The organism is Serratia sp. 201 (assembly GCF_037027545.1).
In the GTDB taxonomy this organism is placed as follows: domain Bacteria; phylum Pseudomonadota; class Gammaproteobacteria; order Enterobacterales; family Enterobacteriaceae; genus Serratia; species Serratia bockelmannii.
This window is the reverse complement of the sequence record NZ_JAXCHC010000001.1, coordinates 959,472-985,046: the sequence shown is the minus strand read 5'-3', so window position 1 is coordinate 985,046 and position 25,575 is coordinate 959,472. Positions and strand designations below refer to the sequence as shown.

The following is a 25,575-nucleotide window of genomic DNA, read 5'->3' as shown; positions in this document are numbered from 1 at the left end:
CTATTTTCGGATTTTTAGGGCGTTTTTCTGCCTTACTGCGTTTCAACCGACGCAGTACCCAGCGCCGGCGGCTCGCCGGCAAAACCGCGCAGCCCCACCACGTGCACATGCTCGTGGTTCTGGAACACCTTACGCACCAGTTTATAGGTGGTGCCCTTCTCTGGACTGATGTTTTCCGGCGCCGCGATGATGAGCTGCATCTCCAGACGGTCGCACAGTTCGAACAGCGTGGCGATCGACTTGGCATCCAGACGCGCCGCTTCATCGAGGAACAGCAGGCGACACGGCGAGATGTCTTTGCCGCGCAGACGGCGGGACTCTTCTTCCCAGCTCTGTACCACCATCACCAGAATTGACATCCCGGTACCGATGGCTTCACCGGTCGACAACGCGCCGCTTTCCGCACGCAGCCAGCCGTCGGAGCCACGGTACACTTCCACTTCCATCTCCAGATAGTTGCGGTAGTCCAGCAACTCCTCGCCGATGGTCTGTGGCGTGCGCTGCCCCATGTCGATCTGCGGATTCAGGCGCTGGTAAAGCTTGGCCAACGCTTCGGAGAAGGTCAGGCGGTTACTGTTAAACAGATCCTGATGTTGTTCCTGTTGCTCAGAGAGCACGTCCAACAGGGTGGCGTGCGCTTCTCGCACATTGACGTTCAGGCGCACGCTCTTCACCTGGCCGAAGGAAACGGCCTGCAGCCCCTGGTTCAGCATGCGAATACGGTTCTGTTCGCGCTGAATGGTTTTGCGAATGATGTTGGCCACGCTTTTCGAACTGATCGCCAGCTTCTGCTCGCGCGCGGTCAGCTCTTCGGTTAGACGGCCCAGCTCGATCTCCATCTGCTCGATGGCCTCGACCGGATCGTCGGTGCGGATGATGTCCTGACGGATACGCTCGCGCAGGTGTTGGTACACCGCGATATAGAACTGAATCTTGCGCTCCGGCCGCTTCGGATCTTCCGACAGGCGCAGCACGTCTCGCAGGTGTTCGTTGTCCGCCACGGCCAGACGCAGCGCACCGAGCGCCTTATCCGACATCGAACGCAGCTCGTCGCCATCCATATACGCCAGCTCGCGGCGATGCAGGCGGCGTTCCACGCCATTGTCTTTCACCAGACGCATCACCGCGCACCAGCCCGCCTTGGCGGTCACCACCTGCTCGCGCAGCTGATGATAGTCGCGTTCCAGCTTGCGCAGTTTCTTCTGCAGGCCATCCATTTCGGCTTCGCAGAAGGTCAGCTGTTTCTCCAACTGATTGCGACGAGCACGGTTGTTGCTCAACGCCGTATGCAGCTCGTCGCGGCGCTGGCGCGCACGCGCTTCGGCGTTGGCGTCGGCCTGCACGCCGATATCTACCAGCTCCTGGCTCAGCTCTTTCAGCATGTCGCGCTTGGCGTCATACGAACTTTTCAGCGAGGCCAGCACCTGGCTGTACTGGGTGAACTGGGTTTGATACTGACGCAGCTGTTCACGGGCACGGGCGCGTTCGGCTTCCGCCTGCTCCAGGCGCTGACGCAGCTTGTCGTTGAGATCGTTGTTGGCATTCTGCATGCCGGCGGAGTCGGTATAGCTGAAATGCGCGCGGCGCTGCACCACTTCCGTCAGCGCGAACGCCTGCTGTTTGGCCTGGCGCTGCACGCTTTGCGCCTGCGCGTAGTCCTGCTGCAGCTGTTCATGCTGCTGCGGATCGCTCTGCAGCACCGACAGCAGCGGCTCCAGCTTGGTCAGCGACACGCCGTGCTGCTGAATATGACGCGCGGCGTCCTGCGCCTCTTCCAGCTCTTCGCGGATCTCGTCGACACGATCCTGCAGCGTTTCATCGTTCAGCAACGATACCAGCGGCATCAGGCGGTTGAGCGCGGAAATGCCCTCTTTGGCCTGATCGTACTGCTGACGCTGCTGCTGGTTCTGCGCTTCGTGATTGTTCAGCGCGCGTTCGATTTCGCCACGGCGGGCGCTCAAACCGCGGATCTCCGCTTCCGGATCAGCGTCGAACGCCACCGCCAGATGGGTGCCGATAAAGCGGCTGAAGGCCTGGTGTGAACGCTGGGTTTTCTGCACGTCGAACGACAGCGTGGCGTAACGCTCCGCCAGCGTTTCACGCTCGGCATGCAGCACTTCCAGACGGTTTTCGCGCGCCGCGCGGCCGAACAACGGCACTTCCGGATAACGAGAATAACGCCACTGGCGATCGGCGATCTTCACCACCACCGCTTTGTCCTGCTCTTCGACGGCGAACACGCTGTCATCGAACGACTGCGGATCCCCTTCGATCAGGTAAAGATCTTCCGGGCAATCTTCCAGCCCTTCCAGCATCTCGCGCACCAGCGACAGATCCGGCACCACGATGGCGTGGCGCGAAGGGCCGTACAGCGCCGAGAAGTAAGGCGCGTCGTCGATGGTGACATCATCGTAAATTTCCGACAGCAGCACGCCGCCGAAACGTTCGGCCAGCGTGACCAGGCGTTGATCTTCCGCGCCGCCCGGCTGGCTGAGACGTTCGATCTGCGCTTCCACTTCACGTTTGCGGGCCGCCACTTCGTCGCGCTCGACGGTGGTTTCCCGCTCGCGCTCCAGCAGCTGCTGCATGTATTCGGTCACCTGCTGGCTGTTTTCCAGTGGCTCTCCGCTCTGATCGCTGAGCTGGCCCAGGGCGTCCTGCGCCGCCAGCCACACCGGGGCACGCGCCGTCAGCTCACGGATGCGCTGCTGGATCTGCTCCAGTTCCTGGCGCATCTCCATACGGCGTTCACCGGCTTCGCTGACATTCTGCGACAGCGCTTCCAGGCGCTCTTCCAGCTCCTGTTGCAGCATGTCGAGATCGTCCGGCTGGTACTCTTGGCCATGGCGTTTGCAAAATTCGTTCAGCAGGCGTTCGGCGTCCTGCTGCGAGCGCAGGCGCTGTTCCAGTTCGCTCAGGCGCAAACGCAGCGGCTGAACGCGCTCGGCGAGGTGTTGCTGCGAAGGCCAGTCGCGCAGCAATTCGCGCGCGCACTGCCAGGCTTCGCTGCGGCTGACCTGACCGGCAATTTTACCCACCAGCTGATAGGCCTGTTCGAACTGGCCGTGTGCGGCGTCGGCCACGCTCAGCTTCTGTTCCAGCATCAGCAACGCTTCGGTCGCTTCCTGCTCGCGGGCCTGGAAGGTGTCCAGCCACTGTTCTGCGTTGTCGGCGGTCAGGTCCGGCAGTTGGCACAGCGCGCGCGCGCGCTCCAATGCCTGCAGCGCCTGTTGGTACTGAATGGCGCGGGTCTGCTGCACGTCGAGCGCCTGCTGGTAGTCGGCCAACTGGCTCTTCAGTTCGTCCACTTCCAGCTCGGCCGCTTCGGCGCGCGCCTCGTTTTCGGCCTGCTGCTCGCTCGCCTCGGCCACCACTTCGTTCTGCTCTTCCAGACGGTAGGTCAGCTCTTCCAGATCGGCTTCATAGCGTTCGATCTTCTCCTGCTGACGCATCGCCGTCTGCACCAGATTCAGGTGGTCGCTGGCGGCCTGGTAATCGGTTTCCAGATCGGATTCGGCGCCGCTCTGTTCGCTCAGCTCGCGCGCCATTTCCACATGGCGATACTGTTCGGCGGCCAGCTGCTTGCGGCTGCCCAACAGATCGCTGCGCAGCGCCAGCGCGCCGTCCAGATGGATGCGGCGTTCGTTGGCGTGGCGCATATAGTCCGCCGCCACATAGGAGGTGGCCTCGGAGATCAAATGCTTGAACAGGTCGCGATCCGACTGGGTGACGCGGATTGCTTCCAGCGTCATGCGGTTTTCGCGCAGCGCCGCTTCCATGTCCTGGAACGCCTTGCGCACGCCGCTGTTTTCCGGCAGCAGGTAATCGCGCAGCGAGCGGGTGATGGCGCTGGAGATACCACCGTACAGCGACGCTTCAATCAGACGGTAGAATTTGCTGCGATCGGCGGACGAACGCAGACGTTTCGGGATCACGCCCAGATCGAACATCAGCGAGTGGTAATCGGTGATGGAGTTAAACTGCTTGAACTGCACGCCCTCCATCTCTTCCACGCGCTCTTTCAGCTCTTGCAGCGACAGCACGCGCGCCTGGCGATCGCCCACGGTCTGGGTCAGCAGTTCGGTCGGCTGTACCGCGGTCGGCAGGCCCTGGATGGTGAAAGGTTTGATGTCGACCTTACGATCGCGCCCTGCCACCTGCTGCAGGCGCACACCGACCACCACGCGCTGGTGGCGCGAGTTGACGACGTCGAGGGTGGAGTAACACACGCCGGCACGCAGCTTGCCGTGCAAGCCTTTGTCGCGCGAACCGCTGGTGGCGCCCGCTTCGGTGGTGTTACGGAAGTGCAGCAGCGTCAGGTCGGGGATCAGTGCGGTGACGAAGGCCGCCATGGTGGTGGACTTCCCCGCCCCGTTACCGCCGGACAGCGTGGTCACCAGCTCATCCAGATCAAAGGTACGGGCGAAGAAACCGTTCCAGTTAACCAGCGTCAGCGAGCGAAATTTACCGCGTTCAATCATTCCTGTTCATCCTCTGCACCGTCAGGAGCGTTATCAACCTGCTGATCCTCAGCGTCATTCTCATCGTTAAGCGACAGGCTGGTTTCAACCGGCATCGCCTCGCCGTCGCGAATCATGCGCAGCTGCGCTTCACGCGGATCGTCGCCGCTGCGCACGTCGGCGCCGAAGCGGAACACCGCCTCGGTAATGCGGAACTTGCTGCTGTCATTGCCCATGAAATAGACCATGCCGAGGCGGCGCAGGCGGTTCAGCGAGGTGCGCACCTTCTCGTGCAGCTTCTGCCGATCGAGATCCGAACCGGTGGAGCGCTGGTTGACGAACTTCAGCAGCTTGTTCTCATCCGCCAGGCTCAGCAGCTCGTCGTACAGCTCCTGATGGCTGAAAATGCCTTCGTGCGCCAGGCGCTCGGGGCTGAGATACAGGTAGCACAAGATCTTGCCGACCATCATATCCAGCTCGGACAGCACCGAACGCGGGATCAGCGTGGTGGAGCGCGGACGCAAATAGAAGAAACCTTCCGGCGCCCGAATCAGCTCGACGCTGTAACGGTTGTAAAATTCTTCCAGCTCATCCTGGAAATCCATTAAAAAGGCGTGGTTGTCCAGCTCATCGATACCGATGTGACGACCCGCGCGCAGTTGGCTATCCAGCGCCGGGAACAGCGAGTTGGACAGCGCCTTGGCCAGCTTGACTGGCATTACTTGTTCAATATTTGTCGATGACATGGGCCTGGACCTTGGCTCCGTAATCATTGATTGCCTGCCATTCCGCCGGCAACCCTGAGAAATCTGCTTCAGCCACACCGAGGCGCACTGCCTGGTCGACCACTAAACGTGCCACGTCGAAATGACGCGCACGCGGATATTGCGCCAGGTAATCGCGCATCACCGCTGCAAGATTGAGCGGCATCTGCTGTTCCTGGTACACCTTCAGCGCCTCTTCGATCATCGCCGCCAGCTGTTCGCGAATTTCGCTGAACTCTTCGAACTCCAGATCCGGCGGCAGTTCCCCGGTCACTTCCTCGCTGCGCAGCGCCAGTTCTTCGTCGCGCATGTCCAGCAGACGATCGGCATTGGCATGGGTCAGCGCCCAAGGGTGGTCGAAATAGGTTTGCACCGACTGGCGCAAGCGTTGGGCGAACACGCGGTTTTTATCCATATCGATAGCGGTACGGATAAATTTATGTACGTGGCGATCGTAGCCGATCCACAGGTCGATCGCCTGCTGACCCCAACTGATGATGCGATCCAGCTTGCTCTGCAGATCGAACACCAGCTTGTCGACGAAGCCGAGCTCCACGTTGCCGAGGGTTGCGTCCTGGATGCGCAGCAGATTGGCCTGCAGCTTGTCGCCCGCCGCATCCAGCGTATCCTGCAGTTCGCGCAGGGTGCCCGAGGTTTCCGACAGCAGCATTTCGCAGCTGGAGATCGCCGCCCGCCAGTCTTTGCTCAGCAGCGCCGCGATGTCGTTTTTCACGCTCTGCTGCTGCTCGTCCATCACACGTTGCGTCATGTCGATGCTGTCGAAGATTTCCGCCACCGAATATTTCAACGGCGCGAACACGTTGCGATGCCAATGGAAATCGTCGCCGCCCTCGTCGGCGGCATCGGCGGCGCGTTTGAGTTCCTGCGCCACGATCGACAGCTGCATCGACAGACGCAGCGTGGAGAATTCGCGTTGGCGAATATAGTAATCGGTAATGCCGATACCCAGCGGCGTCAGGCGGTAAATCGCGTTGCCGTCCGCCAATTCGCTGGTAAAGCGGTTCAACAGGCGCTGGCGCACCATGTCGTTGATCGCATTGTTGGCGCGCATCGCCACCGTTTCATGCGTCTGTTCAAAACCCTTGCTGACATGGCGAAATGCATCAACCAGCTCACCTTCGCTCATCTCGCCGTCCAGCCGTTCGCCATTCAGGGTGGCGATAGCGAGCAGAAATGCGAGACGCTCCGTAGGGAGCGAAATAGAGAAATCATTTTTCCGTGCCCAGGCGACCAGTTCGGGTACTGTCTGGGAAAATTCACTCATAGTTCGTCCTTCAGGTTTGGTTTATGCGCCATGACGTGAATATAGCGCCCCAAACTCACGTACGGCTCCTGCCGGCAATAGTGCTGTTCAAGCGCCAGTAACTCTTCAAATTTTTGTGTTTGCAGCTGTCTGCTCTGCAGGTAGTCGTGAAACACCCGCACGCCGGTTTTGCCGCTGATGCGCATGCCCAGCTGTTCCAGCCAGCCGTAGACCAATAGCGGATCGTGCGGATATTGTGGCGACAGCGAACGCTTGCGGCGCCGTCTGACTTCGGGATCCACCAGTTGGAAGTTACCCAACACCACGTTACGCATCAAGAGACCGTTAGCGTTGAAGAACATCAGCGACAGCGCGCCACCCGGCGTCAGACAGTCGCACAATGCCTGCAGTGCCGCTTCGGGTTCTGCGATCCATTCAAGCACTGCATGAAACAATATCAGATCAACCGGCTGTTCCAAATGTTGAGCGATATCCTGCGCAGAACTTTGTACGAATTGCATGTTCTGGCTCACACCTTTCTGCTCCGCCAGCTGCGCGGCGCGCTGGATCATCTCACCAGAAAGATCGCACAACAACACCTGATGTCCTAATTCTGCCAGTTGGCAGGCCATATGGCCTTCCCCGCCCCCGGCGTCAAGGATGCGCAGCGGCCGCTGCGGCAACTGCGCCAGCAGCCCGGTCAGATCCTGCCAAACCACCGCCTGGCGGATTTTTCCTTTCGTGGTGCCGTAAATATTACGCGCAAATTTTTCAGCAATATCGTCAAAATTGCGATCCTGCATGGACAACGGCTCCGCTGATCTCATTCTTGCGGCGGCAAAGCGCACGCCCATTCAAACCTGCTATTTTGGCACAGACTGGCTTAGAATGTATCTTCTCGCGGCCTGTTTATGCCTGGATGCCGCTTTTTCACCCAAAAGGATCTGATTTTCGATGCTGTTCAACCTGAAAAAGTTCTTTGGCGCCCTGCTGATGCCGCTACCGCTGTTGATGCTGCTGATGGGGCTGGCGCTGTTACTGCTGTGGTTCACCCGTTGGCAAAAAAGCGGTAAGACGATTTTCACGCTGAGCTGGCTGTTTTTACTGCTTTTCAGCCTGCAACCGGTGGCCGACCGACTGCTGCGGCCGATCGAAGCCGAATACCAGACTTATCGCGGCAACGATCCGGTCAGCTACATCGTGGTGTTGGGCGGGGGCTATACCTACAATCCCGACTGGGCACCTAGCTCGAACCTGCTCGGCAACAGTCTGCCGCGCGTGACGGAAGGCGTGCGGCTCTACCTTGCGCATCCCGGCGCCAGGATGGTGTTTACCGGCGCGTCCGCCGGACGCATGCAAAGCAACGCCGCCACGGCGGCGCTGGTAGCCGAAAGCCTGGGCGTGCCGCGCAGCGATATGGTGATTTTGAGGGAACCGCGCGATACCGAGGAAGAAGCCGCTCAGGTCGCCAAGTTGGTCGGCGAGCAACCGTTCATTCTGGTGACCTCCGCCAACCATCTGCCGCGTGCCATGCGTTTCTTCAAGGCTAAAGGCCTGCACCCGATCCCAGCACCGGCCAACCAGTTGGCGATCGACTCGCCGCTGAATATCTGGGATCGCGCCACACCGTCGTCGATGTTCCTCGGCCATACCGAACGTGCCTGGTATGAAACGCTGGGCAGCCTGTGGCAGTGGCTGAAAGGCGCGGATAGCGCCGGCGCCGAGTAAAACCCGTTCAACCGGCCAGCCAGGGCAGCAGCTGTTGCGACGCATAGTCGAACGGCCGCCGCTCCAGCTTGCCGGTATGGATCAAACGCCCTACCGCTTCCCACACCACGTATAGCCAGCGCCGCGCAAGGAAAGCGTCGGCGACCGGCGCCCGCTGCAGATAGCTGAACAGCAGTTGGCTGGGCATGCCCGGCTCGCAAAGGCGGAAAAGATCGTATTCGCGCGGCGCCCACAGCACCACACCGGGATTGAGCATCGCCAGCAGTTGATCGCTTTTGGGATCTTTCAGCATACTGCGCAGCGACAGGTTGCCGTGCACCAGGACGCAGGGATCGTCGAAGCCGACGAAGAAATGAGTCAGCGCTTCGCGCGTGCGATACAGCAAACGCCGATCCGCCATGGTCAGCTGCGGGGTAGTGAGATTGACCACCGTCGCCCACAGCACTTCAACCCGCTGTTGATACCAACAAAACCAGTCGTTCTCCTGCGTGCTGTCAACGCTGCCGACGCTGCCGTGACTGTCGATGCGGTGCCAGGCCAATACCCCGTCGACGATCTGCTCCATCAACATGTTCCAGCGATCCGGCGAACGCGTTGGCGCTTCGGCCGACACGCCGCGCAGGCGTTCGATCAGCAGGATTTCCGTATACGGCGCCTGGTGGGTGCACACTACGCCGTACACCGTCGGCAGGCGAATATCCCCGTCGCGCGCCAACATCGACAACTTATACGCCTCCTGTTGGGCAATACCCTGACAGATAAAACTTTTCGCCATCAGCGGGATGGCGTTGCCCTGCCGATCGTACAGCGAATACATATGCGCATAAGGCTGCTCGCTCACCCGCTCCAGCCGGCTGATGGACTCACCCAGCACAATGCTCAGTTCTGCGCGTAACTGCTCCATAAGGCATTCACCTCAGGCTAATATGGGGGGATGCGTAACATCATCGAACGGTGAGCGGAAAAATTCTTCAACGCAGATCAACAAAACGGGGATCAATATGGGAGGTATTACATCGTCGGCGCGTTGCGCGCCGCGCCGACGAAATCAGGCTCAGGGTTGAATGCTGTCGCGCACGCGCTGGAGATCTTCCGGCGTATCGACCCCCACGCTCGGGATCGCTTTCGCGACCGCCACGTGGATTTTTTCACCGTACCACAGCACGCGCAGCTGTTCCAACAGCTCGATCTGTTCCAGTTGGCTCGGCGCCCAGCTGACGTAGCGGCGCACGAAACCGGCACGGTACGCATAGATGCCGATGTGACGCAGCAGGCTGTCGCCGATGCTCTCTTTCGACGCAGCGAAACGTTCGCGATCCCACGGAATGGTGGCGCGTGAGAAATAGAGTGCGTAGCCCTGTGCGTCCATTACGACCTTCACCGCGTTGGGGTTGAAAGCCTCTTCCGCGCTCTCGATCGGCACTGCCAACGTCGCCATGCCGGCCTGGCTGCCCGCCAGATTCTCTGCGACCTGACGCACGATCACCGGTGGGATCAGCGGTTCGTCGCCCTGCACGTTAACGATGATCTGGTCGTCGGCAAAGCCGTAGTGCGCGATCACTTCCGCCAGACGCTCGGTGCCGGAATGGTGATCCGGGCTGGTCATGCACACTTCGCCGCCGGCGGCTTCCACCGCTTTGGCGACCTCAAGGTGATCGGTCGCCACGATGACGCGGCTGGCGCCGGACTCACGGGCACGCTCCATCACGTGCACCACCATCGGCTTACCGTGAATATCGGCCAGCGGTTTGCCCGGCAAACGGGTTGAGGCGTAGCGGGCGGGAATAATAGCGATAAAACTCATGCGTGCTTCTCGTCCAGCGACAGCGCACGCGCTTCATTTTCCAACAGCACCGGGATGCCGTCGCGCAGCGGGTAAGCCAACCCGTCCGCTTTGCACACCAGCTCCTGGTTTTCTTTATTGAAATAGAGTTTGCCGTTGCATACCGGGCAGGCAACGATTTCGAGTAAACGGTGGTCCATGCATCCTCCGCAAGGGGATTGGTCATCTGGGAAAGGCAGTGAGGATAGCATAACGCCCGGCCTCAGGTTAATCATCGGCGGCACCAACCCGCCGATATTTCCTCACCGCGCCGGTGCAACAGCTTGAACTACGGCGCATCCCGGCGTAGAATTTTGTGATGCAAATCACAAAAAAGGTAGTAATACGTGATCAAACGTCTGCATAAAATCATCGCTCTGTTCGCTAACTTCAGCCACTGAGCCCCTTTGTAACGAGCGACGCTTAACTTCGTTTTACCCCACCGACGGCGTCGCTCGTTATCCCACTTCCCAGCCGGCACCCCATTCAGCGGCCAACACCGCCGGAATGTCGCCCAGCGCGACGCGTTGTGCACCGTGCCATTTGGCCGTGCGCGCGATGGCCTGTCGGATATCTTGCGTTCGCTGTTTGCCGAAGCGCACCTGCGGCTCCGCATGGAAACTGATGATCTCGAAGATGCCCTGGCGACGGTGCGCCTTGGCGTCAATCCGCCCCACCAGCTCGCCACGATGCAGCACCGGCAAGGTGAAGTAGCCATAGCGACGTTTTTCTTTCGGCGTGTAACACTCTAGCCGATAGTCAAAGTTGAACAGCTCGAGCGCCCGACGGCGATCCCACACCACCGGATCAAAAGGCGAAAGCAGGCTGGTGACCGTCGATTTGAGTTTGCCCTGCTCCGCCAGCGGCAGCAATTCCGCCAGTGATTCATGCACATAGAATTGTCCTTCCAGCCCCTCTACCTGCACCGGCGTAATCTCGCCCTGTTCCTGCAGCGCTGCCAGCAAGGCTTTTGGCGCCACGCGCTTCAGCCGATAGTAATCCGCCAACCACTCGGCGCGGAAAATGCCCAGATAGCGGCAGGTGCGGCACAGCATCTGCCGGCGCGCCTGCTCCACAGGCAGCGTATGGCGCGCATCGTCCCAGGCCGGCAGCAGCCTTTCGGTCAGATCGTAAACCCGGTGGAAGTTGCGACGTTCGGCCACCATCAGCTTGCCGGCGGTAAACAGAATTTCCAGATGACGTTTCTCCGGTTTCCAGTCCCACCACCCGCTGTTGCCCTTCTTCTCGGCGCTGAAATCGGCGGAGCGCACCGGCCCCTGTTGTTCGATGTGCCGCAGCAGGTTGTCCATCGCGGCCTGGTGCTGCTGCACCCAGTCGGCGGAGTATTTCCAGCCCATATCATGCGGCGCCAGCATGCGGTGGCGCAGCAGGCCAAAATCTTCGATCGGCAGGAAACAGGCCTCATGCGCCCAATACTCGAACAGCTTGCGGCCGGCAAGCGCCTGCTCAAGCCACTCCGGCTGATAGGCTCCCAAACGGCTGAACAGCACCAGATACGGGCTGCGAGCAACGACGCTAATGGTATCGATTTGTAACAACCCCATGCGCTGGATCGCACTCAAGACGTCATCGGGCCGAGCCTGGCGTTTAAGCGGAGAAAGCAGCCCCTGGGCGGCAAGGTGCAGCGCGCGAGCGGCGGTAAGGGAAAGGGTCGGGATGGTCATCCTGATATCCGTGGCGAGTAGGCAATGGCCTGATAATAGTGGATATCGCGGGATTTATCTTCGCCAGTGCTTGCGGGTGGCGACACCGGCACTGGCGAGGAAGGTGGGTGCGATCAGAACGCGATAACGTCTGCCGCGGACAGCCCATGCGAGCTGCGATAGATCGAGAACTCAACGTTCTGACCTTCGTTCAACGACTTATTTTTGGTGTTGGCGATAGCGTTGCGATTGACATAGATTTCGTCGCTGCCATCTACCGGTGAAATAAAACCATAGCCTTCGGCCTGATTAAACCATTTCACACGGCCCATTTTTAACACAGTATTTTTAAACATAACTTATATCCTTTTACTTGAGCATCCTTGACAACGTCATTTTTTATATTGTCTGGACGCTACCAGCCCATCCTAAAGTTTTTCGTAACAAACCTCTCGTGAGCAAAAAATTAAAAAACCCGCACGAAGGCGGGCTTGTTGAACTTAATATCTTCCGCATGATTCAGCGCTGAGGCATCACCATGGTTGTATTAAGATCTCTTATACGCGTTCCCTGTCTTCTTACAGAGCAACTACGTTAGCGGCAGCCGGCCCGCGCGGGCTGTCCTGGATGGTGTACTCGACGCGCTGGCCTTCAGCCAGGGTCTTGAAACCGTCGGTCATGATAGCGGAGAAGTGTACGAATACATCTTTGCCGCCGTCGTGCTGCTCAATGAAACCAAAACCTTTGCTTTCGTTGAACCACTTAACTTGACCCGTCTTCTTAGACATTACTTTTACCTTTAAATATATTTACAAAACCTGCCATAAGAGGCAATTGTGGCCATGTCAGAAACATTACTTATGGGAGGTACTTAGAAGGTTCGTCTTTGAAGCGGAATCGGATGATAACGTTTTTGGAGGAACTGCTTAACTCTAAACTCGAACATAAATAGGTCTGGATTACAGGCCGACTTGCATTTACTCATAAAAATGATGAATGCACAAGAGGTTTATTGCCTTTAATTCATAAATACGCCGAATTTATTTTTATCCCCATGAATATACATGACTTAATTTAACGCTCGCCGCGGCCGATCCACCGCGTTCTTCTCCTCACCGGGGCATCGTTTGCCCGTCCGTGCGCTACAAATGAGAGCTAACGCATAAAACTCTAATATGCTTGCCACGTCTATAACAAATCCCAAATCAGATGGCTAAACTTGAGGGGAAAACAAGGCAGACGGCTTTTTCGCCAGCACTTTTGCCGCTAAAAACACGATTTTTCAGATTATGCTGAATCAAGGAGCTATGCGCATGACCGCCCAGCAGTTCGTTTCACCTAATGAAATCCGCGCCAGATTCTCTCACGCGATGTCGGACATGTACCAAAAGGAGGTACCGCTGTACGGCGATCTGCTGGAGCTGGTGGCGGAAACCAACCGACAGGTTCTGCGCGAAGATGCCGCACTGGCTCATCAACTGCAAATCACCGGCGAGATCGAACGCCTCGCGATGGAGCGCCACGGCGCGATCCGGGTCGGCACTGCTGGCGAACTGGCCACCCTGCGCCGTCTGTTCCGGGTGATGGGCATGGCGCCGGTCGGTTACTATGATCTGTCTGTGGCGGGCGTTCCCGTGCACTCGACCGCCTTTCGCGCCGTACACGAAGACGCGCTGCAGGTCAGTCCGTTCCGCGTATTTACCTCCTTGCTTCGCCTGGAGCTGATAGAAGATCCCGCGCTGCGTGAGCTGGCTGAGCGCTTGCTGGCGCGCCGCCGTATCTTTACCGATCGCGCGTTGGAACTGATCGCGTTGCAGGAAGCGCAAGGCGGGCTAAATGAAGTACAGGCGCAAGAATTTGTCGAACAAGCGCTGGAAACCTTCCGCTGGCACAACCAGGCGACGGTCAGCGCAGAAGAATACCGGCAGCTACACGATCAGCATCGACTGATCGCCGACGTGGTGGCGTTTAAAGGGCCGCATATCAATCATCTGACACCGCGCACGCTGGATATCGATCGCGTTCAACAGGCGATGCCCGCCCGCGGTATTACGCCCAAAGCGGTCATCGAGGGCCCGCCGCGCCGCCGTCGCGCGATCCTGCTGCGCCAGACCAGCTTCAAGGCGTTGGAAGAACGCGTCGATTTCGTTGAGCGCGACGGCCGCGTCGTCGCCGGTCATCATACCGCGCGGTTCGGCGAGATCGAACAGCGCGGTGTGGCGCTGACGACGAAAGGACGCGAACTCTACGACCGTCTGCTGAAGGCCACCAACGATGCGCTGCAGGCGCCGCCGAGCGAGAAAAATGCCGAACGCTATTATCAGTTGCTGGAAGAAAACTTCCGGGCGTTTCCGGATGATTACGCCACGCTGCGCGAGCAACAGCTGGCCTGGTTCCGCTATTTCCCGACCGAGTGCGGCCTGGCGGCCAAAGAATCACTGGATAAGCACAGCACCCTGGAGCAACTGATCGAGAAAGAACACGTTCGCTTCCAGCCACTGGTGTATGAAGATTTTCTGCCGGTCAGCGCGGCGGGGATTTTCCAATCGAATCTGGGGGACAGCCGCCATACACAGTACAATGCGGCGTCAAGCCGGGCAGCGTTTGAACACGCGTTGGGTAGTGAGGTGATCGACGAGCTGGCGCTGTATCAACAAACCCAGCAGCGTTCGCTGGAAGCCTGCGCGCAAGCCCTGGGGCTTGTCACGCTGGCGTCCTGAGGTTACTTAGCCAGTAGAGACTCGATATCCTGCAGCAGTTGCTCAGCCTGAGCGGAAGGTAGCACCGCATCAACCGGTAAATACCACCAATTAGGCTGGGCAAAGGCGCGGCATTTCACCGCGTCCTTCTCCGTCATCAGCAGCGTTTGCTCTGCATTAACCAACGCCGCCAGCTGCGCCTGCTGATATTCCTGATGATCGGCAAACGCCACTTCCTGCACGACTTCGACGCTCAACTTTTCCAACGTCGCGAAGAAACGCGGCGGATGGCCGATACCCGCCATCGCCACCACGCGCGGCAGCTCGGCCGCCGGGCGACGTTCACCGCTTAGCAGGTTTACTGCGTCACGCGCCTGCAGACGCATAGCAATTTCTCCGGCCTGCGCCACGCCGCCATTGGCGACACGCGCATCGACGCTGCCAAGCCGCGCAGCACGCTCACGCATCGGTCCGGCTGGTAACCACCAGCCGTTACCGAACCGACGCACACCGTCGATGACCACCAGCTCGAAGTCACGCTGTAAAGCATAGTGCTGCAAGCCGTCGTCGGTGATGATCACATCCAGCGGCTGTTGTTGCAGCAGAGCCTGCACCGCCTCGGCGCGCTTGGGCGCGATCGCCACGGGCGCCCCGGTACGCTGATAAATCAGCACCGGCTCATCCCCCGCCTCGCGGGTCGATGTATTCTGACCCAGCACCAGAGGATAGACCGCCGACTTGCCGCCGTAGCCGCGCGACACCACCCCAACGCGGTAGCCCCGCTGCTGCAGGTGTTCCACCAGCCAGATCACCATCGGCGTTTTGCCGTTGCCGCCGGCGGTGAGATTACCCACCACCACCACCGGCACCGGCGAACGCCAACTTTTACGCAGGCCGCAGCGGTAACTGAGGCGGATCAGCCAGCTGAACAGGCCATACAGCCACGAGAGCGGCAATAGCGCCAGATAAAGCAACGAACCGCCGGACCAGATGCGCTCAATCATTATTGACCAAACTGCATGCGGTGCAGCTGCGCATAGGCGCCCTGCCGTTCAAGCAACTCGGTGTGTTCGCCGCGTTCAACAATGCGACCATCTTCCACCACCAGGATCTCGTCCGCCTTCTCAATCGTCGACAGGCGGTGCGCGATCACTAATGAAGTACGGTCTTTCTGCAACTCGTCCAGCGCAGCCTGAATGGCCCGCTCGGACTCGGTATCCAGCGCAGAGGTCGCCTCATCCAGGATCAGGATCGGGCAGTCGCGCAGCAACGCACGCGCGATGGCGATACGCTGACGTTGGCCGCCGGACAGCATTACGCCGTTCTCACCGATCACCGTATCCAGGCCGTTCTCCATCTTGTTGATGAAGTCCATTGCGTACGCCATTTCGGCAGCTTTCTCAATCTGCTCGCGGCTGTATTCACTCTCGCGTGCATAGGCAATGTTGTTGGCGATGGTGTCGTTGAACAGGTGCACGTTTTGCGAGACCAGCGCTACCTGATTGCGCAGCGAGGCCAGGGTATATTCGCGCAAATCGTGGCCATCCATCAGGATTTCGCCTTCTTGGATATCGTAGAAACGCGTCAACAGGTTGGCGATGGTGGATTTACCCGAACCGGAACGGCCCACCAAGGCGACGGTCTTGCCTTCGGCGATTTTCAGGTTGATATCACGCAGCGCCGGCGTTTCCTTGGATGGGTAGTAGAAAGTGACGTTGCGGAATTCGATATCGCCTTTCGCACGCTTCACTTCGCGGGTGCCGGTGTCTTTTTCCTGTTCCATATCCAAAATGGAGAACAGCGTCTGGCATGCCGCCATCCCGCGTTGGAACTGGGCATTGACGTTGGTCAGCGACTTCAGCGGGCGCATCAGCGCGATCATCGATGAGAACACCACGGTAATGGTACCGGCGGTCAGGGTTGCCATCACGCTTGGGAAGCTGGCGGCAAACAGCACGAACGCCAGCGCCAGCGAAGCGATCAGCTGAATGATCGGATCGGAAATCGAAGACGCGGAAACCAGTTTCATGCCCTGTTGACGCATGCGGTTGCTGACCGAGTTAAAGCGCTCGGTTTCCACCTGCTGGCCACCGAAGATCAGCACTTCTTTATGGCCTTTCAGCATCTGTTCGGCGCTGGTGGTCACCTGCCCCATCGTGTTCTGCATGTTCTTGCTGATGTTGCGGAAACGCTTGGAGACCAGGCGAATAGCGATGGAGACGATCGGCGCCAGCACGATCAGGATCACCGACAGCTGCCAGCTGTAGTAGAACATCATGATGAACAGGCCAATGATCGAAGCCCCTTCACGCACCACGGTCACCAGCGCGCTGGACGAGGAGGAAGCTACCTGCTCGGAATCATAGGTAATGCGCGACAGCAAAGTCCCGGTGGACTGCTGATCGAAGAAGGCCACCGGCATTCTCATCATGTGGCCAAACAGGCGGCGACGCATCTGCATCACCACCATGCCGGAAACCCAGGAAATGCAGTAGCTTGAAACAAAGCTGGTTACGCCGCGCATCAACATCAGCGCGATGACGGCCAACGGCATCCACACCAGCACGCTGCTGTCGGTTTTTCCAAACCCATCGTCCAATAGCGGTTTAAGCAGAGACAGCATCAGCGTGTCCCCCGCTGCGTTCATAATCAACGCAATGGCGGCCACAATCAGCCCGGTCTTAAAAGGAGTGATCATCGGCCAGAGTCGACGGAATGTCTGCCAGGTCGAGAGATCTTTATCATTCATCATGCAAATACCAGCATCGGAAGAAATAGCGGCCTATTTTACTCATTATCACCCTCTACGCCAAACCGCTGATGGTACCAACGGGGCATTAATTGTTCGCGAAAGCCTTTAATTTGCCAATCATTGTCGAAAAAAAGTACCGATAACTGGCCGGAGCGCGTCGTATCGCGCCATATAATGCCATTTGCCCGGTATCTGGCGACCACTTTGCGCGCCGGCAAACGCCATTTGTTGTAACGAGATGCTGACGCCAATGCCGCCTGAGGATTGATCGCGCGCAGAAACGGCGGCGTGGAGGAGGTTCTGCTGCCATGGTGCCCCACCTGCAACACCGTAGCCGCCAAGCGATCGCGCCGTAACCGGAGCAGCTGCGCCTCCGCTTTTTTTTCCGCATCGCCGGTGAGCAACAGGCTGTATTTCCCGTCGTCGATACGGATCACGCAAGAGTCGTCATTGCCCGGCTTTTTACGCGTTTTCGGCGGCCACAGCACCTCGAATTGCAACGCCTGCCAGCGCCAGCGCTCACCGGCGACGCAGGGCAAGTGCCCCTCCCCGCGCATCGGGCTGCGCACCGTAGCCTGTGGAAACACCCGCCGCACAGCAGGTGCCCCACCGGTATGATCGAGGTGGTCATGGCTGATAATGATCTGTTCCAGTTCAATACCCCGCCAGTTCAGCATTGGCAAAATATGCCGCTCGGCGGCACTGCCACCCGGCCAACGATCGCCGGTATCATACAGTACTCCCTTACCGTTTTGTTCAATGACCACCGCCAAACCGTGCCCGACATCAAGCATATCGACTCGCCAGCGGTAAGTCGGTTCTTTTTCCCGCCACAGCACGCAGCATATCGCTATCGTCGCCAGTCCCGACGCATAACGCCACCACCAATGAAAGCGCCAACAGACGACGATGAGCCATCCCGCCGCGCTGGCCAACAGCGAAGCCGCCCCCAAATCCACCCAACCACGTTGCAGGTAATTCAGAGGTACAAATACCCACTGCAGCGTGAAGTCCGCCAGCCACCATAGTCCGTAGCTTAACGAGGGGAAGAAACCGAACATCACCGCCAGCAAAATCAGCGGCACCGTCACCAATGAGACAATCGGTACCGCCCACAAATTGGCCGGCAGCGAGGTCAGCGTCAGGCCCAGAAACAGCGCGGCCTGCATCGGCACCAGCAGCAACGTCATACCGAGCTGAATATGCAGCCAACGCACCGGTGCCCAATACCAGGCCGATCGGAATCGCTCGCCGAGCGGTGCCCATTCGAACCAAAAAATCAGGCACCCCACCGCCAGTACCGACAGCCAGAAACTGTCTGACAAGACCGCCAGCGGATCGCACAGTAAAATAAGCCCGACACACCACAGCCACACTTGCCAAGCAGAACAATGGACGCCGCGCAAGCGCAGCAGCATCCACAGCGTCATCGCCAACGCGGTGCGCACCGCCGGCGGCTGGGCGCCTACCAACCAGACATAGATCAGCGTCGCCAGCCAGCCCGCGACCAGCGGAAAGCGATAGCCAATTAGATGAGAAGGAAGAAAAAGCTGCAGCGCACGCAATGTAACCCAGAACAAGATGGCGACCATCGCCACATGCAACCCTGAGATTGCCATCAAGTGCGCGATGCCGGTTTTCAACATCAGCATGCGTAAAGCCTGCTCCAGTGCGGTTCGCTCCCCAAATGCCAACGCCAGCAATACTGCCTTGTAACGCAGCTCGCCGATATTGGTTTCCGCATGGCTGATTATACGCTGGCGTAGGCCGCAATCGCCATCCAGCAAACGAGCCTGCCTGACTTGGCCAGTTAACGGCTGGCGCTGCGCGATCGCCCAACGTTGGCTGTCGAAGCCGCCTTCATTGAGTTTGCCATGCACCGGCCGCAAGCGCAGTTTCAATTGCCAACGCTGCCCGGCGCACAGCCGCTGCTGTTCCGGGGCCCATAGCGAGGTAAACGCCAATGCAGGCGCCAGCCAATGGCCATCGATCCGCTCGATGCGCATCAACGTCTGTTTACTGGCGGCGGGCTTCAGCGCGATGCTGCTAACCTGCACCACCGCCGTCACTTCCGATCCGCGGCTTAAGCGCTCCATTTGCCCAATCAGGCTTCCGGCGTTGAAAACCGCCCAAGTGAACCCCAACCCCAGGCAGGCCAAATAACGGCAGAACGGCCAACGAATGCGCAGCAGTAAACCGGCAACAAGCAACATCGGCCACAGCTGCCATTGCTCAGGCAACTGAGGTAAAACCAGCAGCGGCAGGATGCCGCAGATAACGGCGAATATCGCCAGATCCAGCGAAATTTTGATCGCTCTTCTCCCATCGTACCCGCCACGAACGCAAGCGCGTTACGGCAGGCAAACAGGATGATTCAGCCGACATGTCACCGCCAGCGGGCTTTAATGAAGATGCGGTGAACATGGCAGGATAAGAGAGATCTATGCAGGAGCCACATCGTAAATGCGGCGCGGTGCGCAATTCCTAAGCGGAGCAGGGAGAACCGCAGGCGAAAAAAAACGGCGCCTTAAAGGCACCGTTTTATATTCTTTACAAGCAACAACGCTATGAGCAGTCAGCGACTAGCCATAGATATTGGCGCGGTCACGCAACTCTTTGCCAGGTTTGAAGTGAGGAACGTACTTGCCGTCCAGCTCAACTTTGTCACCGGTTTTCGGGTTGCGGCCTACACGCGGGGCACGGTAGTGAAGAGAAAAACTGCCGAATCCGCGGATCTCAATGCGTTCGCCCTCGGCCAGCGTTGCGGCCATGTGCTCAAGCATCTCTTTCACTGCATCCTCAACGGCCTTCGCCGGAATATGAGATTGCTGGCCAGCAAGTCTTTCAATAAGTTCAGACTTGGTCATAGTACCTCCAAGCTTTGCAGCTAAACTACCGTATCGGGGCGGTCAGAAACCGCCCCCCGTCATTACTCGCCTTTAGCCGCTTTGAAAGCTTCAGCCATTGCGTTAGAGAAGTTGCCTTCTTCCTGTTTGTTGTTAACAGTTGCGATGGCGTCTTTCTCGTCAGCTTCGTCCTTAGCACGTACGGACAGGCTTACAACGCGGTTCTTACGGTCAACGCCGGTGAATTTAGCTTCAACTTCGTCACCTACGTTCAGAACCAGAGTTGCATCTTCAATGCGGTCGCGAGAGGCTTCAGATGCACGCAGGTAACCTTCTACGCCGCCTGCCAATTCAACTGTAGCACCTTTGGCGTCAACTGCAGTGACTTTACCAGTAACAATAGCACCTTTCTTGTTCATAGACAGGTAGTTATTGAACGGGTCTTCAGCCAGCTGCTTCACGCCCAGGGAGATACGCTCGCGCTCTGCGTCAACTTGCAGAACAACCGCAGCGATTTCGTCGCCTTTCTTGTATTCACGTACTGCTTCTTCGCCTGCAACGTTCCAGGAGATGTCAGACAGGTGAACCAGGCCGTCGATGCCGCCGTCCAGGCCGATGAAGATACCGAAGTCAGTGATAGACTTGATTTTACCTTCAACGCGGTCGCCCTTGTTGTGGGTCTCTGCGAACTGCTGCCATGGGTTGGATTTGCACTGCTTCAGGCCCAGGGAGATACGACGACGTTCTTCATCGATGTCCAGAACCATCACTTCCACTACGTCGCCCACGTTAACAACTTTGGACGGATGGATGTTTTTGTTGGTCCAATCCATTTCAGAAACGTGTACCAGACCTTCAACGCCTTCTTCGATTTCTACGAAGCAGCCGTAATCAGTCAGGTTGGTTACACGACCAGTCAGCTTGGTGCCTTCTGGGTAACGTTTCGCGATAGCAACCCATGGATCTTCGCCCAGCTGTTTCAGGCCCAGGGAGACACGAGTACGCTCGCGGTCGAACTTCAGCACTTTAACAGTGATTTCATCGCCAACGTTGACGATTTCGCTTGGGTGCTTAACGCGTTTCCAAGCCATGTCAGTGATGTGCAGCAGGCCGTCTACGCCGCCCAGATCAACGAATGCACCGTAGTCAGTGAGGTTCTTAACGATACCTTTGACTTCCATGCCTTCCTGCAGGTTTTCCAGCAGTTGATCGCGCTCAGCGCTGTTCTCGGATTCGATAACCGCACGGCGAGAAACGACAACGTTGTTGCGCTTCTGATCCAGCTTGATGACTTTGAACTCAAGCTCTTTGCCTTCCAGGTGCAGAGTGTCACGTACCGGACGCACGTCAACCAGGGAACCTGGCAGGAACGCGCGGATGCCGTTCAGCTCGACGGTGAAGCCACCCTTCACTTTGCCGTTGATAACACCGGTTACAGTCTCAGCTTCTTCGTAGGCTTTTTCCAGCGTGATCCAAGCTTCGTGACGCTTAGCTTTCTCACGGGACAGCAGGGTTTCACCGAAGCCGTCTTCAACAGCATCCAGAGCAACGTCAACTTCGTCACCAACCTGGATTTCCAGCTCGCCCTGGGCGTTTTTGAATTGCTCAGCCGGGATGGCAGACTCAGATTTCAGACCGGCGTCAACCAGTACGATATCTTTGTCGATAGCAACAACGACGCCACGAACGATGGAACCCGGGCGGGTTTCGATTTCTTTTAAGGATTCTTCAAAGAGTTGAGCGAAAGATTCAGTCATGTTGTTAATCTTCAGGGTTCTTTAGTTTAACGTCCATTTAGCGTCCCGCCGAATGGGGTTGTTTCACATACCCCGCCATTGGCTCCATGCCGACAGGGTTTAAGGTTACAGGGGTAAAATTTTACCCGATATATTGCGATACCGCTATGACAAATATGACAAAAAGCCAATAGCGCCGCCGCGCTTATTGCTGCGGCAACGCCAACACTTTCTGTGCATACGTCAACGCCTGCTGGATCACTTCTTCGATCGACATGCTGGTAGAATCCAGCACGAGGGCGTCAGAAGCAGGCACCAGAGGCGCGATAGGCCGATTACGGTCACGGTCGTCCCGTTCCTTTATCTCGGCTAAAAGACGTTCAAAGTTAACATTAAAGCCCTTTTCCTGCAACTGCAGCATGCGGCGGTGTGCGCGCTCCTCCGAGCTGGCGTCGAGGAAAATCTTGACCGGCGCGTCCGGGAACACCACCGTGCCCATATCGCGACCGTCGGCAATCAGGCCGGGCGCTTCGCGGAATGCGCGCTGGCGGCGCAGCAACGCCTCGCGCACGCGAGGAAACGCCGCCGCTTGCGACGCGGTGTTGCCGACGGTTTCGGTGCGGATCTCATTGCTGACGTCCTCACCTTCCAAAATCACCTGCAGCTTGCCGTCCTGGGCAACGAAGCGAACGTCGAGATGTGCGGCCAGCGGAACCAGCGCTTCCTCAGAAGTGATATCTACCTGATGATGCAACGCCGCCAGCGCCAGCACGCGATAGATCGCGCCGGAATCCAGCAAACGCCAACCAAGGGACTCGGCCAACGCTTTACACAGCGTGCCTTTGCCTGCGCCACTTGGTCCATCAACGGTTATCACCGGGGCTGTAGCCGTCATTTCTCTCTCCTTCAGGTAGAAAACCTCACAGAGACACGGCGCGCTTCGACTCGAAGCCCGTGCGCTCTGCCACCTGCCCAATCAGGGGCAAATACGGTGGCGTATTATACGCTGCCCTACGGCAATCTGTTACCCTGGAACTGTCCGGTTGTTGAAAATAAGCGCACAACCGCGAAAAAGTATAGAAGAAACGCCGGTCGCCGAAGGTTAAAAACGATAAAGGCCCACAAAGGGGCCTTAAAATAAACGATTTGACGGGTTACTACGCCGGCTGGCTGATGCGCGCCAACTGCTCGAAATAATCCGGGAAGGTTTTCGCGGTGCATTTCGGATCGAGAATGGTGACCGGGGTATCCGACAGCGCCACCAGCGAGAAGCACATCGCCATGCGGTGATCGTTGTAGGTACCGATCTCGGCAAACTGCAGTTTGGCCGGCGGCACGACGTGAATGTAGTCTTCGCCCTCGTCCACTTCCGCCCCCACTTTACGCAGCTCGGTGGCCATCGCCGCCAGACGGTCGGTCTCCTTCACCCGCCAGTTGTAGATATTGCGGATGGTGGTCGGCCCCTCGGCGAACAACGCCGCGGTGGCGATAGTCATCGCCGCGTCCGGAATGTGGTTCATGTCCATGTCGATGCCGTGCAGTTCACCGCGGCTGCACTCGATGAAATCGTCGCCCCAGGTGATGCGCGCGCCCATTTTCTCCAGCACATCGGCGAACTTGGTATCGCCCTGCACGCTTTTGCGGCCGATGCCGGTCACGCGCACGGTGCCGCCTTTGATCGCCGCCGCCGCCAGGAAGTAAGAGGCGGAAGAGGCATCGCCCTCAACCAGATAATCGCCCGGCGCGATATACGTCTGGCGCCCTTGGATATGGAACACCCGGTAGTTGTCGTGGCTCACCGATACGCCGAAGGTACGCATCAGATGCAGCGTGATGTCGATGTACGGCTTGGAAACCAACTCGCCCTTGATGTGGATCTGCGTATCCTGCGGCGCCAGCGGCGCGGTCATCAGCAACGCGGTCAGGAACTGGCTGGAGACGCTGCCGTCAACGGTGACGTCGCCGCCCAGGAAGCCGCCGCGCAGGCGAATCGGCGGGTAATCGGTCTGCTCGAGATAATCAATCTGCGCCCCGCCCTGGCGCAACGCGTCCACCAGATGGCCGATCGGGCGCTCTTTCATGCGCGGTTCACCGGTCAACACCACGTCGCCTTCGCCGAGGCACAGCGCCGCCGCCAATGGGCGCATCGCCGTACCGGCGTTGCCGAGGAACAGTTCCAGCGGCTGGCCGGCCACCAGCGGCCCGGCCACGCCGGTCACTTCGCACACGGTACGATCGACGGAAAGTTGATAGTTCACACCCAACGCCTGCAACGCGTTCAGCATATGACGCACGTCGTCGCTGTCCAGCAGGTTAGTCAGCCGGGTCGTGCCTTTCGCCAGCGCCGCCAGCAGCAGAGCGCGGTTAGAAACGCTCTTCGAGCCGGGTAAGTTGACGGTGCCATTGACCAGGGCGACCGGTTGTAACGTCAGGGAATCCACCATGTGAACAAAACTCTCCAATTCTGATAAACGAAACGGCTCCGGAATAATGCCGGAGCCGCTTTAATGCAAAAGGACAACAGCCTGAGGCAGCCCGCGCCTGGCGGGCTGACGGAATCAACCGTGACGACGTTCGAAGTCGGCCATGAAGTCGGTCAGCGCCTGCACGCCGGCCAGCGGCATCGCATTGTAAATAGAAGCGCGCATGCCGCCAACTACCCGGTGGCCTTTCAGCGCCTGCAGGCCGATGGCCTCGGCTTCGCTGAGGAACACTTTGTCCAGCGCCGCATCGGCCAGTTGGAACGGCACGTTCATCCACGAGCGGTTGGCGATGGCCACCTGGCTGCGGTAGAAGTCGGATTTATCGATGGTCGCGTACAGCAGCTCGGCCTTGGCCTGATTGCGTTTTTGCATCTCCACCAGGCCGCCCTGCTCTTTCAGCCATTTGAACACCAGCCCGGACAGGTACCAGGCGAAGGTCGGCGGGGTGTTGAACATCGAATCGTTCTCGGCCAGCACGGTGTAGTCGAGGATCGACGGCACTTCTTTGCGCGCCTTGCCCAGCAGATCGTCACGCACGATCACCAGCGTCAGGCCGGCCGGGCCGATATTTTTCTGCGCGCCGGCGTAAATCACGCCGAAGCGGCTGACGTCGAGCGGGCGGGACAGGATGGTCGAGGAGTAATCGCCGATCACCACTTTGTCGCCGAAGTCCGGCGTTTCATCGATGGCCACGCCGTCGATGGTCTCATTCGGGCAATAGTGCACATAGGCCGCGTCGGCGCTGAGTTGCCACTCTTTCATCGGCTTGATGCCGCTCAGGCCGTCGATGCGGGTTTTCACGTCGATGACGTTCGGGGTGCAATACTTTTCTGCTTCCTTGATGGCGCTGTGCGCCCAATAGCCGCCGTCGATATAGTCAGCGGTGACCTTGTCGCCCAGCAGGTTCAGCGGCAGCGCGGCAAATTGTGCGCGGGCGCCGCCGTGGCAAAACAGCACCTTATAGTTGGAGGGGACTTTCAGCAGATCGCGCAGATCCTGTTCCGCCTGCTCGGCAACGGCGATGAATTCTTTGCTGCGGTGACTGATTTCCATCACTGACGTGCCCAGGCCGTGCCAGTTGCACAGTTCCTGTTCCGCACGACGCAACACTTCCACCGGCAGCATCGCCGGGCCAGAGCTAAAATTATAAACCTGAGTCATTTCCCCTCACCACATTCACTGTTCGCCGCAGAAAAGCGACCTGTCGAAAAGATGCCCGAAGTTAACGCTCGCGTTAACCAACCCATCGGTTTTATCACTCACGCCCCATGGCTGCAACGCTTATTCGCCCGCCGGCGGCAAACGGTCGCGCCGGGTGATGACAGGCTCTGCGGCCATCGCGATTGTTTGGACGATA

Annotated in this window: 20 protein-coding genes; 2 read left to right on the top strand and 18 right to left on the bottom strand. The window is 58.5% G+C overall.

The genetic code is table 11. From position 1 onward, the window contains the following. Positions 1-32 precede the first annotated feature (32 nt). From mukB to cmoM, 4 genes are read right to left on the bottom strand one after another with little or no spacing between them, the layout of a single operon-like run. Entirely contained in the window at positions 33-4,481 is a 4,449-nt protein-coding gene (gene mukB / locus WA302_RS05120; RefSeq protein ID WP_043137650.1) for a chromosome partition protein MukB, read from the bottom strand. Continuing rightward, positions 4,478-5,206: a chromosome partition protein MukE gene (mukE, locus tag WA302_RS05115; protein WP_004928226.1), complete on the bottom strand. Its 729-nt coding sequence runs from the start codon at positions 5,204-5,206 to the stop codon at positions 4,478-4,480. The genes mukB and mukE overlap by 4 nt, the downstream gene beginning before the upstream one ends. Next, positions 5,187-6,509: a chromosome partition protein MukF gene (gene mukF, locus WA302_RS05110; RefSeq protein WP_004928228.1), complete on the bottom strand. Its 1,323-nt coding sequence runs from the start codon at positions 6,507-6,509 to the stop codon at positions 5,187-5,189. The genes mukE and mukF overlap by 20 nt, the downstream gene beginning before the upstream one ends. Next, on the bottom strand, positions 6,506-7,291 hold the full coding sequence (gene cmoM, locus WA302_RS05105) for a tRNA uridine 5-oxyacetic acid(34) methyltransferase CmoM (RefSeq protein ID WP_025302286.1): 786 nt from the start codon (positions 7,289-7,291) through the stop codon (positions 6,506-6,508). The genes mukF and cmoM overlap by 4 nt, the downstream gene beginning before the upstream one ends. A 151-nt stretch (positions 7,292-7,442) precedes the next feature. Between cmoM and elyC the strand changes: the two genes are divergently transcribed. Continuing rightward, positions 7,443-8,216: an envelope biogenesis factor ElyC gene (elyC, locus tag WA302_RS05100; RefSeq protein ID WP_025302285.1), complete on the top strand. Its 774-nt coding sequence runs from the start codon at positions 7,443-7,445 to the stop codon at positions 8,214-8,216. A 7-nt stretch (positions 8,217-8,223) separates the two neighbouring features. Here the strand turns inward: elyC and WA302_RS05095 are convergent, their stop codons facing one another. The 6 genes from WA302_RS05095 to cspE all read right to left on the bottom strand — a co-directional run bounded on the left by WA302_RS05095 (position 8,224) and on the right by cspE (position 12,490). Continuing rightward, on the bottom strand, positions 8,224-9,120 hold the full coding sequence (locus WA302_RS05095; protein ID WP_025302284.1) for a YcbJ family phosphotransferase: 897 nt from the start codon (positions 9,118-9,120) through the stop codon (positions 8,224-8,226). A 150-nt stretch (positions 9,121-9,270) separates the two neighbouring features. After that, the gene (gene kdsB, locus WA302_RS05090) at positions 9,271-10,020 is read right to left on the bottom strand and encodes a 3-deoxy-manno-octulosonate cytidylyltransferase (protein ID WP_025302283.1); all 750 of its coding nucleotides are present in this window, start codon (positions 10,018-10,020) and stop codon (positions 9,271-9,273) included. Further along, a complete protein-coding gene (locus WA302_RS05085) occupies positions 10,017-10,199 on the bottom strand; it encodes a Trm112 family protein (protein ID WP_004928237.1) in 183 nt (60 codons plus the stop codon). The genes kdsB and WA302_RS05085 overlap by 4 nt, the downstream gene beginning before the upstream one ends. 297 nt (positions 10,200-10,496) lie before the next feature. Further along, positions 10,497-11,723, bottom strand: a complete 1,227-nt coding sequence (locus tag WA302_RS05080; protein ID WP_025302282.1) for a winged helix-turn-helix domain-containing protein — start codon at positions 11,721-11,723, stop codon at positions 10,497-10,499. Between the two features lie 113 nt (positions 11,724-11,836). Further along, entirely contained in the window at positions 11,837-12,058 is a 222-nt protein-coding gene (locus WA302_RS05075; protein ID WP_004928241.1) for a cold-shock protein, read from the bottom strand. A 222-nt stretch (positions 12,059-12,280) separates the two neighbouring features. Next, positions 12,281-12,490 (bottom strand): transcription antiterminator/RNA stability regulator CspE, encoded by a 210-nt coding sequence (gene cspE / locus WA302_RS05070; protein ID WP_004928244.1) that lies wholly within the window; start codon positions 12,488-12,490, stop codon positions 12,281-12,283. Positions 12,491-13,015: 525 nt separating this feature from the next. Between cspE and hglS the strand changes: the two genes are divergently transcribed. Beyond that, complete coding sequence (hglS, locus tag WA302_RS05065) at positions 13,016-14,422, top strand: 2-oxoadipate dioxygenase/decarboxylase HglS (RefSeq protein WP_025302281.1); 1,407 nt, start codon at positions 13,016-13,018, stop codon at positions 14,420-14,422. A gap of 2 nt (positions 14,423-14,424) precedes the next feature. Here hglS and lpxK read toward each other — a convergent pair whose 3' ends face one another. The 8 genes from lpxK to serC all read right to left on the bottom strand — a co-directional run bounded on the left by lpxK (position 14,425) and on the right by serC (position 25,379). Next, the gene (gene lpxK, locus WA302_RS05060; RefSeq protein ID WP_148123291.1) at positions 14,425-15,405 is read right to left on the bottom strand and encodes a tetraacyldisaccharide 4'-kinase; all 981 of its coding nucleotides are present in this window, start codon (positions 15,403-15,405) and stop codon (positions 14,425-14,427) included. Then, positions 15,405-17,153, bottom strand: a complete 1,749-nt coding sequence (gene msbA, locus WA302_RS05055; protein ID WP_025302279.1) for a lipid A ABC transporter ATP-binding protein/permease MsbA — start codon at positions 17,151-17,153, stop codon at positions 15,405-15,407. Before msbA ends, lpxK begins: the two co-directional genes overlap by 1 nt. A gap of 35 nt (positions 17,154-17,188) precedes the next feature. After that, on the bottom strand, positions 17,189-19,453 hold the full coding sequence (locus WA302_RS05050) for a ComEC family protein (protein ID WP_261456508.1): 2,265 nt from the start codon (positions 19,451-19,453) through the stop codon (positions 17,189-17,191). Between the two features lie 282 nt (positions 19,454-19,735). Further along, positions 19,736-20,020 (bottom strand): integration host factor subunit beta, encoded by a 285-nt coding sequence (gene ihfB / locus WA302_RS05045; RefSeq protein ID WP_004928264.1) that lies wholly within the window; start codon positions 20,018-20,020, stop codon positions 19,736-19,738. 62 nt (positions 20,021-20,082) lie between these two features. Next, entirely contained in the window at positions 20,083-21,756 is a 1,674-nt protein-coding gene (gene rpsA / locus WA302_RS05040; RefSeq protein ID WP_004928267.1) for a 30S ribosomal protein S1, read from the bottom strand. Between the two features lie 184 nt (positions 21,757-21,940). Continuing rightward, complete coding sequence (gene cmk / locus WA302_RS05035) at positions 21,941-22,630, bottom strand: (d)CMP kinase (protein ID WP_028127992.1); 690 nt, start codon at positions 22,628-22,630, stop codon at positions 21,941-21,943. 262 nt (positions 22,631-22,892) lie between these two features. After that, positions 22,893-24,179, bottom strand: a complete 1,287-nt coding sequence (aroA, locus tag WA302_RS05030) for a 3-phosphoshikimate 1-carboxyvinyltransferase (protein WP_049295336.1) — start codon at positions 24,177-24,179, stop codon at positions 22,893-22,895. Positions 24,180-24,293: 114 nt separating this feature from the next. Next, positions 24,294-25,379: a 3-phosphoserine/phosphohydroxythreonine transaminase gene (gene serC / locus WA302_RS05025; RefSeq protein WP_025302275.1), complete on the bottom strand. Its 1,086-nt coding sequence runs from the start codon at positions 25,377-25,379 to the stop codon at positions 24,294-24,296. Positions 25,380-25,575: the final 196 nt, after the last annotated feature.